Raw genomic sequence first — 13,810 nt, forward strand, 5'->3', positions numbered from 1 at the left:
TAATACAATGAATATACCTCAGAATATCGCCATAAGATTACTTCAGGCAGTTTTGATTTTCTTCTGCTGGCAAGGTGTTTTGGCACAGAAAGTAGTACGATATGAGCTATATGTAAAAGATACCCTGGTCAGCTACGCCGGGAAAGAAAAAAGAGCCATCGCTGTTAACGGACAGATACCAATGCCTACTCTTACCTTTACAGAAGGAGATACCGCAGAAATTGTAGTCCACAATCAGCTGAAAGAGAGTACATCACTGCATTGGCATGGCGTATTTTTACCCAATAAAGAAGACGGTGTACCATGGCTGACGCAAAAACCTATAAAGCCTGGAGCTACCTATACCTATCGTTTCCCGATTATTCAACACGGAACACACTGGTATCATTCCCATTCCGGACTTCAGGAACAGATTGGAATGTATGGAAGCTTCGTCATGAAAAAAAGAGAGGATGACAAAACTTTCAGAAAAGGAATTGATGACCTGCCGACAGTTCCTATTATCCTAAGTGAATGGACGAACCTGAATCCTGATAATATCAACAGAATGCTTCACAATGCCAACGACTGGGCGGCCATTAAAAAAAATGCCACACAGTCTTACGTGGAAGCCATTAAAGAAGGTCATTTTAAAACAAAACTGACCAATGAGTGGAAACGCATGCTGGCCATGGATGTAAGTGATGTATATTATGATAAAGTATTAATCAATGGAAATAACAGTACTGATTTAACAACCGTTGATGGGCAAAAGCTAAAAGCAGGAGATAAAGTACGTTTAAGGATCTCAAACGGAGGAGCCTCTTCCTATTTCTGGTTACGTTATGCAGGAGGTAAAATTACCGTTGTGGCCAATGATGGTAATGATGTGGAACCGATAGAAGTAGACAGACTGATTATTGCTGTTTCTGAAACCTATGATATCGTAGTAACCATTCCTCAGGATGGCGTTTCCTATGAATTTTTAGCTACCACAGAAGACAGAACCCAATCTGCAAGTTACTTTGTAGGTAATGGCATCAAACAGCTTATTTCTCCTCTTCCCAAACTTAAATACTTTGAAGGAATGAAAATGATGAATGACATGATGAAAATGAACGGAGATCTTAATGATATGGGAATGAAAATGAGCCTTAACCAAATGGATATGAATGTGGTGATGTACCCTGAGATTACAGGTGATGGAAAGCATAAACAGGATCACAGCCAACACAATATGAATGCAGATCAGGAAATGAATATGGATAGTAACAGATATAATGCCAATGCTCTAGGACATATTAAAACCCTGAATTATGCCATGTTGCAATCTCCTTATAACACAGAACTTCCTAAAGATGCTCCGGTAAAGGAATTAAAATTTACCCTCACCGGAAATATGAACCGCTATGTGTGGAGCATGGATAATAAAATCTTATCTGAAACCGATAAAATCCCTGTAAAAAAAGGAGAAATATTAAGAATTACCATTTATAATAATTCCATGATGAGGCATCCGATGCATTTACATGGTTTTGATTTCAGGGTAATTAATGGCAAAGGAGAAAAGTCTCCCCTGAAAAATGTACTGGATGTGATGCCAATGGAAACCGATACAATTGAATTTCAGGCTAATGAAGAAGGCGACTGGTTCTTCCACTGCCATATCCTTTATCATATGATGGCAGGAATGAACAGGGTTTTTGCAGTAGATGATTATAAAAACCCTTATTTACCGGACAAAAAAGAAGCCTATAACATGCTTCAGAGAGAAAGCAACATGCCTCATTTTATGATTCAGAATGACTTTGCAACCAATGGAAATGACGGGGATGCAATGCTTCAGACCGCAAGATGGAACCTCTCTGCAGAATGGCGTTTAGGATATAATGATATGCACGGATATGAGGTGGAAACGCATTTGGGAAGATACATCGGGAAGATGCAGTGGTTTATGCCGTTTGTAGGATTTGACTTCCGCTATAGAAAAATGGGAATAGATGAACAGGAGAAAAATATCTTCGGGCAAAAGAACGAAAAAGATACCCGAAGAGCAATCAGTTTAGGTTTCGTGTATACCCTTCCGATGCTGATCAACTTTCAGGCTGAAGTATATCATGACGGTATCATTCGTTTACAGCTGATGAGAGAAGATATTCCAATATCAAAACGTTTGAGAGGAGGCTTCATGGTCAATACCGACAAAGAATACATGACCGAATTGAAGTATATTCTTAATAAAAATGTAAGTATTCGTGCCCACTATGACAGTGATATGGGATGGGGAGCAGGAATTTCTTTAGCTTACTAAATGATAATTAAGAAGAATATACTCACATTATTCTGATACAAGAGGAGGCTGGCTGTCTCTTATGTTTGCAAAGTCAAATGTAGGAGACAGCTCTTCTTTCTTTTGGATCTATAGGAAGAATATGCCTTAGTGATATGTTTTGCTCTCCACATGGCTTCTTCATGCAGATAAAATTTAGTATATAGTTTCATAGTCTTTTTCAATACCAAATTTTAGTATTGTTTCTTCATTGTAAATATTCATTTTTGAGTAAAATTTGTTCAGGATGAAGGAATTCTTTATGTATTTCTTTATCTATAACCTTGATAATTGATCCGGATATATTACATTAACATACTTGTTAAACAAAAAATCCACTGTGCTGGAATACTTTAGCGGATTTTATTCCCTTTTCTCTTTCTATGATAATTTTTAAGTGGAATTTTCCTTTCGTAAAACCAAAAATATTAAGCTTTTCATATAGAGAACTTTTATAACTCTTGAAAAAAGAAATGATTAATTTCTGTTGTATGTAAGGGGAAGCTATCTGAGCCACATGAAAATCTTAATAGTTTTTGAAGAGCCTCTCTCAATGCCCTTTTGTTGAAATCTTTTTAGATATCCTTATTCCTATAGAAAATCATTAATGTAACATTCAGATTTTCAAAATACTATATTGTTTATTTTTACTTCAAAAACACATCATGCTGATCAAAATTTATGGAAGTGCCATTCATGGAGTGGCTGCACAGACCATTACTATTGAAGTGAATGTAGATACCGGAGGAATAGGATACCATCTCGTTGGGCTTCCTGATAACGCTATTAAGGAAAGCAGCTATAGAATTTCTGCAGCCCTGAAAAATGTCGGATTTAAAATTCCTGGAAAGAAAATTACCATTAATATGGCGCCTGCAGATCTTAGAAAAGAAGGTTCTGCTTACGATCTCAGTATTGCTATTGGTATTTTAACTGCTTCCGATCAAATACTGGCAGAGAACGTTAAAGATTATATTATTATGGGAGAGCTGTCACTGGACGGAAGTTTACAACCTATCAAAGGCGTTTTACCCATTGCAATTCAAGCCAGAGAAGAAGGCTTTAAAGGAATCATCCTTCCCAAACAAAATGCCAGAGAAGCAGCCATTGTCAACGATCTTGAAGTATACGGAGTTGAAAATATCAGAGAGGTTATTGATTTTTTTAATGAAGGAAAAGCGCTCGAAAAAGTTACATTGGATACCAGAAAAGAATTTCATGAAAAAATCAATGATTTCCCTTTCGATTTCTCCGAAGTTAAAGGTCAGGAAACCGCCAAAAGGGCGATGGAAGTGGCAGCAGCAGGCGGACACAATATTATTCTGATCGGACCGCCCGGAAGCGGAAAGACAATGCTGGCCAAAAGGGTTCCCAGTATTTTGCCTCCATTGACATTGAAAGAAGCTTTGGAAACAACAAAAATTCACTCTGTAGCCGGGAAAATAGGAACAGAAACATCATTGATGACTGTTCGGCCCTTCAGATCTCCACATCATACTATTTCAGATGTTGCTCTGGTAGGAGGGGGAAGTTATCCACAACCAGGAGAAATCTCTCTTGCTCATAACGGAGTTTTGTTTCTGGACGAAATGCCCGAATTTAAGAGAACAGTGCTGGAAGTCATGAGACAGCCTTTGGAAGATCGTGAAGTAACGATTTCAAGAGCCAGATTTACTGTAAACTATCCGGCAAGTTTTATGCTGGTAGCTTCTATGAACCCCAGTCCAAGCGGATTCTTTCCCGATGATCCTAATAATACTTCATCTGTTTACGAAATGCAGCGGTACATGAGTAAACTTTCCGGGCCGCTTTTAGATAGGATAGACATTCATATTGAAGTTCAAAAGGTAGAATTTGAGCAGCTTTCCGAGAAAAGAAAAGGAGAGAAGAGCAAAGATATCAGAGAGCGGGTTTTGAAAGCAAGAGATATTCAGAATAAAAGATATCAAAACCTCAATATCAGCAGTAATGCTCAAATAGGACCTAAGGAAATTGAGGCCTATTGTGAACTGGATGAAACGTCTTTCGGTCTCATCAAATTAGCTATGGAAAAACTTAATCTTTCGGCAAGAGCTTATGACAGAATTCTTAAAGTTGCCAGAACAATAGCCGACCTTGAAGAATCTGAAAAGATTCTGTCTCATCATATTTCCGAAGCCATACAATACCGAAGTCTGGATCGTGAATTCTGGAATGGATAAACGATCCGACCTCTTTTTCTTAGAAAAATTTATACTGTACCTGCCTTCTGGTCAATTTTAAGATTGATCGAAAAAGGATTGTTATATACTTTAGGAATCCATTGAAACTGATCATTCACTTTATTAATATATCCTATTCCCGGCCATGGAAGATGGGCAGAGCAGATAAGTGTTCTGTTTTGATAGCAGTTTTCAAGAACTTTCTTGCGGGTTTCAACACCTGTTGCAAAGTCAATATCCCATTGTGTTCCCCAATGCGGTTTTGCAATAAGCAGGGGAGAGTGAAAAAGATCTACCACATTGGTTATTGATAAATCCCCATCATTTACTGTATAAATAATATGACCCGGAGTATGTCCGGGAGCAGCTTCTGTTTGAATGCATGAGAATAATTGATCACCCATTTCAAACTTTGTAAGCCGGCTGTTTATGGCAGAAAGAACTTTTCTAACCAAAGGTATGCTTGGCTTTCCTCCTTCCGGGTTTTTACTTTTCTGAAAATCCGGTTCATCACTTGTCCAGAACTCAAATTCCTGACTGGAAATATAATAATGGGCATTCGGAAATACGAAATCACCGTTTTTAGAAAGAATTCCTCCGATATGATCCCGGTGAGCGTGTGTAATCAGAATATCAGTAACAGACTCAGGCGTAAATCCTGCTGCAGTAAGGCTGTATACCAATTTCCCCGCGTTTTCTTCATCATAAAACCCTTCTCCTGTGTCCACTAAAATGTTGCGGTCACCTTTTTTAATAAGCATAACATTAATAGGTGCTTCATAATAAGATTCAGATAGATAAAGATTACGAAGTTCATCTTTTACAAGATTTTGAGGGATGCCTGGTGCTAAGATAGGCTGGTGATATCCAATACCAAAATATCCGTCAGAAAGTATAAAAATATCCAGTTCATTGCATGGAATGTGTATAAATCCATGGTCTCTCTTCAGTTTTTGATCCATACTAGAATGAAGTGTATTTTATTTTGTTTTACAAATGTAGAGAATATTCACATACATTGATCCTGTTAAATATAGATATAGAAAAGTTTTACTCTAGGTTGCGTAATGTATTGTAATCCAGTTTTTTTATTTTCATCTCTTCCACAATATCTATTTCGGGATGTGGTAGATGATCGTAATTATGTAACGCATAGTTTGAAATATTATGATAAGTTTGATTACCAAATTTTTAAAAATATTATATTATGAAAATTAAATCTTTAAATTCTGAATAGAGTCTTGTCTCTAATTCCTGAAGAATATCTGCAATGTATTCTTTCTTCTTTTCGACTGCAATAAACATCGTTTGAACACTGTTTACCGGTCTGCTCACTGACAGGATCGAGTGAAACTCTGTATCATTCGGTTTTTAAAACTATTATGAAAACACATTGAGTAAAATAAGCTGTGGTTATGCTTTACGTCCTTTTTTTCTCATTTCAAGGAGTTTAAAATGAACTTATCGAAGCATTAAGCTGCCAATTACAAATTTTTAATCCAAATCAAATTATTATGTCAAACACAATTCCCTCATCAGGAACCTTATCGATAGGTTCAGCGGTATTACTGTCTTCTGAAGACAGAGAAAAATTGCTCAACGGATTTAATAAAACCAGTTGGGATTATCATCATGAAGAAACCCTGGAATCTCTTTTCCGGAAACAGGTAATCCTTCATCCTGATAAGACTGCTGCGGTTTATCAGAATCAGAAGATTACGTATGGAGAGTTGGATCAGAGAAGCAATCAGGTAGCCAACTTATTACTGAGCCATGGTATCAAAGAAGGAAAATATGTTCCCATCTGGCTGGACCGCTCTTTAGAATGGATCATTGCTGTACTTGGAGTTATCAAAACAGGTGCGGCCTATGTTCCGATAGACCCTGCTTATCCTGTCAAAAGAGTAGAATATATTCTTTCTGACACCACTGCTGATCTTATCATTACCAATCAAATTCTTGGAGAACTTTTATCAGAAACCGAAAAGGTAAAAGTATTTGATATGAGCAATATGGAGAATCTTAATCATTTATCATCAGAATATCCAGGAATTAATATCCACCAGAATGCCCTTGCATACACAATTTATACTTCTGGCTCGACGGGGAAACCCAAAGGTGTAATGGTAAGCCATGAGGCTATACAGCATCTGGTAACATGGCATAATCATCATTTTCATGTGGATCATAGCTCAAAATTAACTCTTGTGGCGGGATTGGCATTTGACATTTCTGTGTGGGAAACGTGGTCGGCTCTTACTTCAGGCGCAACGGTTTTTATTGCAGATAATGAGGATAGAACAGAAGCTCAGGCATTGGTAGATTACTACAGAAAAAATCATATTACCCATGGCTTTGTGCCTACTGTTCTGGCTCCTTCTGTAGTGGATATTACCCGCAATTATAATGATCTGAAGCTCAAATATCTCTTTACAGCAGGTGAGAAGCTAAAGCCGGTACTTACTTCAGAATTAAGCTATGAGCTGGTGGATTATTATGGTCCCACAGAATGTACCGTATACGCTACTTATAAAAAAGTGAAAGATATTAATGGAAAATATGTTTCATCTATAGGCAGACCCATTGCCAATGCAAAAGCATATATCTTGGGAGAAAATAAGGAATTGCTGCCCGTAGGAGCTGTAGGAGAACTCTGTATTGGAGGAAATCTTTTAGCAAAAGGATATCTTAATAATAAAGAACTTACGGAAGCTAAATTTATTACCAGTCCATTCAATGAAAAAGAAAAGCTGTATCGAACTGGAGACCTTGCCAAATGGAACGCGGATGGTGATATTGAATTCTTAGGAAGAATTGATAATCAGGTGAAAATTCGTGGCTTCAGAGTGGAACTGGGAGAGATAGAACGTTCACTGATCCAGCAGGAAAATATTAAAGAAGCTATGGTTATTGGTAAAGAAACGGAAGGAAGTACCAAATATCTTATTGCTTTTGTTGTATTAGCTCCTGGAGCAGTAGCAGATATTTCGTCAGTCCGAAATGCATTGAAAAAAGAACTTCCGGGCTATATGATTCCAGCACAAATTATTTTTATAGATAAAATTCCGTTAACAGCAAATGGAAAAACAGATACGCAGGTCTTAAAAGATCTTGCCGATAAAGAAGCAAAAGAATTGATTTCATTTGAGCCTCCAACCAACGAAACCGAAAGAATTATTGCAGATGTCTGGTCGTCTGCATTGGAGCGTCCTGTCATCAATATCACAGATAATTTCTTTGATATTGGAGGAAACTCTCTGTTGGTTGCAACGGTAGCGGTTGCTTTGCAGAGGAAACTGGATGTAAAAGTGTATCTGCGGGATATATATCAGTATCCCGTATTACAGCAACTTTCAGAAGTTCTTATTAAAAGATTAGGAGAGACAAGGGAAGCAATCCCCATGGAAGATGTAGAACCATATGTTGAGCTTCAGAAAGATGTTTATCTTGCTGCGGGAACTGTTTTTGCAGGTGGATTTGATCCTCAACAGGTGGAAAATCCAACAACAATATTTTTAACTGGTGTCACAGGTTTTGTAGGAATTCACCTGTTACAGGAGCTTCTTGATACTACAAATGCTGATATTTACTGTCTTGTAAGAGCTCAGGATGAGTTTTATGCAATGGAAAAAATTGACAGATGTTTTAAACAATATCATATTCCTCAACATGTAGAACAGAAATCTAGAATTATTCCTGTTATCGGAGATCTGGCTTTACCGTCTTTAGGACTTTCAGAAGAAACATTTACAAAGCTGGCAAAACAAACCGATTTGATTTATCACTCCGGAAGCTCAGTCAACTTCATCGAACCCTACTCTTATATGAAAGCACCGAATGTAGAAGGGCTAAGGGAAATTATAAAACTGGCAGGAGCGGAAAGAACAAAATGCCTCGCCTTGCTGTCAACCATTTCCGTATATAGCTGGGGACACCTATTCACAGGAAAAACAGTAATGTTTGAATCTGATGATATTGAACAGAATCTGATGTCCGTAAGTAAAGATATTGGTTATGTAAGAAGTAAATGGGTGATGGAAGCCATTGCTGATTTAGCGGCAAAAGAAGGGCTACCATTAATTACGTACCGTCTTGGATATGCCATGTGCCACAGCGAAACAGGGGCAAGTGCCTCTTATCAATGGTGGTCCGGATTGGTGAAAAATTGTATAGAGCTCAAATCGTATCCCGCGCTCACTGAGCTTAGAGAAGGACTTATTACGGTAGATTATATGACCAAAGCGATGGCTCATATCACCAAAAATAAAGAGGCAATAGGGAAGAAATTCAACCTGATTGCCCGTCCGGAAACCAATCTTACTTTGGAAGATTTCTTCGGACTCATGAAAAAATATTATCCTTTCACACTTAAAGACCTTCCTTATAAAGAATGGAGAAAACAATGGGAAGATGACAGCAAAAACCGTTTGTATCCATTAACGAGTCTTTTCAGTGATAATATGCATGAAGGATTATCCACAGTAGAACTTTACCAGAATACTTATGTATGGGATTGCTCCAATGTTATTCAGTATCTGGAAGGGTCAGGCATTCACGAACCGGTATTTGATAAAAAAATATTGGATTCCTATTTACAATATCTTGGAATTCCGGTTGAATAGAATTTGATAATTGAAAAAGCCCAGACAGATCGTGCTTGGGCTTTTAATTTTTATTCAGCAAATACGTCAGATTTTGTCGCAGTGGACCAGGATATTTGGATCAGGGTAATGAAAAAATCTTATCCCATTTTTTAATTAACTGAAAACCAAACAGGATAGATGAATAACGTTATTGTATTGTCAAAAGATTTCGCTGCTAATGAAAGTGCAGTGGTGGATATTAAATCCAGGGGATTGGTAAATCCATTGGGAGTTCTTACATTTCAAAACAAAACAGGGCAGTCTGCACAATTTCTCTGGCAGGGAGATGCGCTTTATAGCAGAGAAAATGCTGGGTATTTTAAAGAAATAAATAATGACCTGGGAGTGAAGGTAAGCCATTATGAAGGCTCTATAACCGTTACCAATGGAGGAGGAAAACAGTATCTGGAAGGAGCACTGAAACAATAATAAAAACGGATATATTTTTATTATCCGAACAGCATAATAAAAAAGGTCAAACAGTATTGTCTGACCTTTTCTTATCTGAAGATTAGTTGATGGTTACTTTAATCACATTCTGTACAGCAGGAACAGGATATGCTGTTCCTACTTTGGAAATAACCTTATTTTCACTTTGTGGGGTTCCACCAAACAATGCCTGATGATTTCCCGCACCCGGATATTGGTCAATACCTGTCCCCGAATCAAATAATGAAGTTTTTAGGCTGAGGTCACCCTTACTATTGGAATCAATGCTTTGTTCGTTGGCATAGAACCAGTCATTGGAAAAACCAAACATGGTTGCGTAAGCAATTTTATCGCCAGGCTCAGCATTAAAGTTTGTGGTTACCTTACTTCCCGGAGTTACAGGAGCATTTCCTGCAACATATACTCCTTTTACATTAGGTAAAGATTTTAAACTGTTTTGAAGCTTGGCTACATTTCCAAACTGTGCAATATCTTTCAGTCCCATTCCGCTGTCTAATTTGCCTAATTCATAAATTGGATTTTTATCACCACGATAAACAACCACCAAGGCAGGAGAAAGCCCCGTTATAATTCCTGTGTTGACATTCAGTTTTGTCATCATTTTACTGATATTTCCCATTTGAGCAATATCTGTGATTTCAGGATTGGATAAAGCATTAGGTGTAAAAAATGGAGCACTGTTCAGCAGCTGAGATCCATTGTAGTTGGAAACAGCCCATACACCGGGAGAAAAAGGAGTTTCGTTGGCTGTTCCGCCGGAGGTATTGGTAATGGTCAGGGTAAATTCTGAAGTTACATCATTGTAAGCAAGATTAAGCTTCATAAGTTGTGAAGCATTGACATTAGGAACCTGCATAATAGGTTTGCTTTCAACCTGCCCTGTGGTGTCATCTTTGCTTCCGTTATCCCATAGTCGTACACTTGAAGAAACATCTCCGGTAATAGCATTTCCATTAGCGTCAAACAATTTGATACCCGGCTGTTGGGACGCAAAAAACCAGTCTTTTGAAGCTCCGTACATCGTAGCAAACATTAAAGCCTGTGCTTTTCCTGCACTGAATTTAACAGAAACAGATTGACCGGGCAAAATAATAGGAGGCGTTCCTACTCCCTGAAAACTTCCGCTTTCTACAAAATCTTTGGGAGTTACAACGTTTTCAAAAGTAATGGATCTTTGAAAACCCATGTCCATCATCATGTCGTTATTAGAATCACTGCATGAAGTTAGAGAAAATGCAGCTAGAGTAGCTGCTGCTAAAACTGATGTTCTGAAAATAAACTTGTTCATAAAAGTAAATTTTTATAGTTATAAATGATATCTGCAACTATAGTCGGCTACTTTTTGAGATCCTGACAAAAAATATTTTCGTAATTCAATTTTTTTTAAATGTATCGTTTTTGAGAGGGAAAATTAAAGCGGTCTATATTCCCTTTTTCCCATCCAGAATCATCTGGATCATTTTTATTTTTCTGTTTTCTCTGGTTTCAGGTTTCCTGGCTTCTTCAATCCAGCGGATGTATTCCTTTCTGTGGGTGTAGCTCATTGCATCAAATAAAGCTTTTGCTCCCGGATTTTCTTTAAAAACAAGGGCAATATCATCTGCAATTTCAACCACTCTTTCCTCCTTATCTTCAATAAGGGAGACGGGAACCTCATCTCCGAAGGTTTTACCAAGTTTCTTTCTGATCTCCTGAGTCAAACCTAAAATATGACAGTCTGATTTCATTTTGGTAAGACTTCCGCGGTATTCAACTTTATCATCAAAAAGGGCTTTTATCTTTACATGTCCTTTTTTGTGAAAAAATTCCTCTGTAGAGAATGGAAATTCTACAAACGCAGCATTCATCTCTCCGTTCTGCTGAATAATGGCTGTAAATTCGATACGTTCAGGATTCATGATAAATATTTTAATAATCAAAAATAAAAAAACCGTGAAAGTAAATTTCACGGTTTCAAAAATATATCAGATAAGATGATTATTTTTTAACTTTCTTAGGCATTGTTGTAGTCCCTGAATTTTTAGTTTTTGTATCCGCCGGAGTGTTTGCATCTCTTACAAGCTTCAATTCGTCAACTAATCTTCTTGCCCCCGCAAACTTATCGATTGTCCAAAGAACAAAACGAACGTCTACGTTGATGGTTTTCTGCCATTCAGGTTCGAATACGATATCACCACTTAATGCTTCGCTGTTTCCGTCAAAAGCAATACCGATAAGGTTACCGTCTCCGTCAATTACCGGAGAACCGGAGTTACCCCCTGTAATATCGTTGTTAGAAAGGAAGTTTACAGGCATATAACCTGCAGCATCAGCATACTGACCGAAATCTTTAAGGTTGTAAAGATCAATTACTCTTTGAGGAAGATCAAATTCTTCATCACCTTTCTTGTATTTTCCAACAAGACCAGTCATATCTGTATAATAGTTATCCGTAATACCGAAGTAGTTTCTGTCATTTCTGATAGGTAATTTATCTACAGTTCCGTAAGTTAATCTCATTGTAGAGTTAGCATCCGGGTAGAATTTCTTCTCAGGCATAGCTTTCATTAAACCAGCTAGGAACAGACGGTTATTTTTCGCAAAATTATCATCTATTTTTACAAATCTTTCCATGCTTATTTTTTGATCAGCAACAATTCCGTTAGCTGCTTTCCAAAGTGGATCAGCATCAAGTTTCAATGCATCCGGATTCAATAAGAAGTTGGTTGCAGAAGTCTTATTAGCGAAGATTGAAGAATACGCTAAATTAGAAACAGTCTTCGCATCCAATCCTAAAATAGTAGCAGAAGCAACGTCTGGGTTTTTAACTCTTGCCTGGTAAAGGCTGGTCATAGCGGCAAGCATTTCTCCTTCCAAAGCTGGATTGAAGTTTTCATAAGCAGCTTTGATAGCGGCTTCTGTTTTAGCTTTCATCGCTAATCTTCCCTGCATATCCTGAGCAGCATACGCTTTAAGAGCAGATCCTACCTGAGCAGCAAGGGTAATATATTTTGCATTTCTTGTAAACTGAGTAGCATAGTTTCTTTCAACATTTCTATCAGATACTTGCTTGTAGTAGATACCAATATCTTCTAAAACGCCATTGTATTGATCATTTCCTGGCATTGCAGCCCACTTATTGTAAGTTTCCTCAATCTTTTGTTTGTCAGAAATAGTTCCGTTTTTCTCTACAGCATCGATAGTTCCCTGTCTGTTTTTCCAGTAGTTAGCTACAGAAGCATATTGAGAAGCATAGTTAAGCTGAGTCGCCTTATCCTTGTCCATGTATTTTTTCATAACATCCATAGCCAGTTTAGAAGCTTCAACCCATGCCGGGTAATCTTTAGTTACCATCTGCTGAATTCCGTAAGAAGTCAGGTAACGGTTTGTTCTTCCAGGATATCCTAAGATCATTGAGAAGTCACCAGGCTTAATTCCTTTAAGAGAAACCGGAAGGAAGTGCTTAGGCTTCAAAGGCGTGTTGCTTGGAGAATATTCAGCAGGGTTTCCTGCAGCATCAGCATATACTCTGAAAACTGTAAAATCTGCAGTGTGTCTTGGCCATTCCCAGTTGTCTGTATCTCCTCCGAATTTTCCTAATGATGAAGGGGGAGCACCTACCAATCTGATATCTTTATAATCCTGGTATACGAAATAGTAGAATTCATTTCCGTTGAAGAAATCTCTTACTACTACCGTATATTTTCCGTTTTCAGAGTTTTCAGTCTGGATTGCTTTAGTTTCAGCATCAATCACAGCTTTTCTCTCTGCTCCGGTCATATTGTTGTTTAGTTTAGAATTGATTCTTTGCGTAGCATCATCCATTCTCACTAAAAATCTTACATAAAGATCCTTTGCATTGAATTCGTCTTTCTGTTTCATTGCCCAGAAACCGTTCTTCAAATAATCTTTTTCTGGTGTAGAAGCCGCAGCAACAGCACCGTAACCACAGTGGTGGTTGGTAAATATAAGTCCTTTATCCGAAACGATCTCACCAGTACAGAAACCACCGAAACTTACGATAGCATCTTTTAAGCTTGAATTGTTCACAGAATAAATTTCTTCAGGCGTAAGATGCAGACCCTCTTTTTGCATATCAACACCGTTAAGTCTTTTGATGAGCATTAGCAGCCACATCCCCTCATCCGCCCTCATCTGAGCAAAGCCCAGTAAGAAAGTGAATAGTAGAAATAGTCTTTTCATTTTATAAAATAATTTTTGTGTCGCTA

General features: G+C 37.8%; 8 protein-coding genes. 4 read left to right on the forward strand and 4 right to left on the reverse strand.

Annotation, left to right across the window (positions count from 1 at the left end; all coding sequences use genetic code 11):
- Positions 1–7: 7 nt before the first annotated feature.
- Both PZ898_RS15640 and PZ898_RS15645 read left to right on the forward strand, forming a co-directional pair.
- Positions 8–2,290: a multicopper oxidase domain-containing protein gene (locus PZ898_RS15640; protein WP_277693713.1), complete on the forward strand. Its 2,283-nt coding sequence runs from the start codon at positions 8–10 to the stop codon at positions 2,288–2,290.
- A 683-nt stretch (positions 2,291–2,973) separates the two neighbouring features.
- The gene (locus tag PZ898_RS15645; protein WP_277693714.1) at positions 2,974–4,509 is read left to right on the forward strand and encodes a YifB family Mg chelatase-like AAA ATPase; all 1,536 of its coding nucleotides are present in this window, start codon (positions 2,974–2,976) and stop codon (positions 4,507–4,509) included.
- A 29-nt stretch (positions 4,510–4,538) separates the two neighbouring features.
- Here PZ898_RS15645 and PZ898_RS15650 read toward each other — a convergent pair whose 3' ends face one another.
- Positions 4,539–5,471, reverse strand: coding sequence for an MBL fold metallo-hydrolase (locus PZ898_RS15650; RefSeq protein ID WP_216443534.1), 933 nt, complete (start codon positions 5,469–5,471; stop codon positions 4,539–4,541).
- A gap of 552 nt (positions 5,472–6,023) precedes the next feature.
- On the opposite strand from PZ898_RS15650, the gene PZ898_RS15655 reads away from it, so the two are divergent.
- Both PZ898_RS15655 and PZ898_RS15660 read left to right on the forward strand, forming a co-directional pair.
- Complete coding sequence (locus PZ898_RS15655) at positions 6,024–9,131, forward strand: non-ribosomal peptide synthetase (RefSeq protein ID WP_277693715.1); 3,108 nt, start codon at positions 6,024–6,026, stop codon at positions 9,129–9,131.
- A 159-nt stretch (positions 9,132–9,290) separates the two neighbouring features.
- Positions 9,291–9,581, forward strand: a complete 291-nt coding sequence (locus PZ898_RS15660) for a hypothetical protein (RefSeq protein ID WP_120232405.1) — start codon at positions 9,291–9,293, stop codon at positions 9,579–9,581.
- Between the two features lie 82 nt (positions 9,582–9,663).
- On the opposite strand, the gene PZ898_RS15665 is transcribed toward PZ898_RS15660, so the two are convergent.
- The 3 genes from PZ898_RS15665 to PZ898_RS15675 form a co-directional block, all read right to left on the reverse strand.
- Positions 9,664–10,890: a spondin domain-containing protein gene (locus PZ898_RS15665; RefSeq protein ID WP_277693716.1), complete on the reverse strand. Its 1,227-nt coding sequence runs from the start codon at positions 10,888–10,890 to the stop codon at positions 9,664–9,666.
- 133 nt (positions 10,891–11,023) lie between these two features.
- The gene (locus PZ898_RS15670) at positions 11,024–11,500 is read right to left on the reverse strand and encodes a YdeI/OmpD-associated family protein (RefSeq protein ID WP_277693717.1); all 477 of its coding nucleotides are present in this window, start codon (positions 11,498–11,500) and stop codon (positions 11,024–11,026) included.
- A 79-nt stretch (positions 11,501–11,579) separates the two neighbouring features.
- On the reverse strand, positions 11,580–13,784 hold the full coding sequence (locus PZ898_RS15675) for a S46 family peptidase (RefSeq protein WP_277693718.1): 2,205 nt from the start codon (positions 13,782–13,784) through the stop codon (positions 11,580–11,582).
- Positions 13,785–13,810: the final 26 nt, after the last annotated feature.

Source organism: Chryseobacterium sp. WX (assembly GCF_029542485.1).
Classification (GTDB): Bacteria; Bacteroidota; Bacteroidia; order Flavobacteriales; family Weeksellaceae; genus Chryseobacterium; species Chryseobacterium cucumeris.

What these genes read in the sequence shown, in the direction of transcription:
- PZ898_RS15640 (WP_277693713.1), top strand. Translation starts at nt 8, where the DNA reads ATGAATATACCTCAGAATATCGCCATAAGATTACTTCAGGCAGTTTTG.
- PZ898_RS15645 (WP_277693714.1), top strand. Translation starts at nt 2,974, where the DNA reads ATGCTGATCAAAATTTATGGAAGTGCCATTCATGGAGTGGCTGCACAG.
- PZ898_RS15650 (WP_216443534.1), bottom strand. Translation starts at nt 5,471, where the DNA reads ATGGATCAAAAACTGAAGAGAGACCATGGATTTATACACATTCCATGC.
- PZ898_RS15655 (WP_277693715.1), top strand. Translation starts at nt 6,024, where the DNA reads ATGTCAAACACAATTCCCTCATCAGGAACCTTATCGATAGGTTCAGCG.
- PZ898_RS15660 (WP_120232405.1), top strand. Translation starts at nt 9,291, where the DNA reads ATGAATAACGTTATTGTATTGTCAAAAGATTTCGCTGCTAATGAAAGT.
- PZ898_RS15665 (WP_277693716.1), bottom strand. Translation starts at nt 10,890, where the DNA reads ATGAACAAGTTTATTTTCAGAACATCAGTTTTAGCAGCAGCTACTCTA.
- PZ898_RS15670 (WP_277693717.1), bottom strand. Translation starts at nt 11,500, where the DNA reads ATGAATCCTGAACGTATCGAATTTACAGCCATTATTCAGCAGAACGGA.
- PZ898_RS15675 (WP_277693718.1), bottom strand. Translation starts at nt 13,784, where the DNA reads ATGAAAAGACTATTTCTACTATTCACTTTCTTACTGGGCTTTGCTCAG.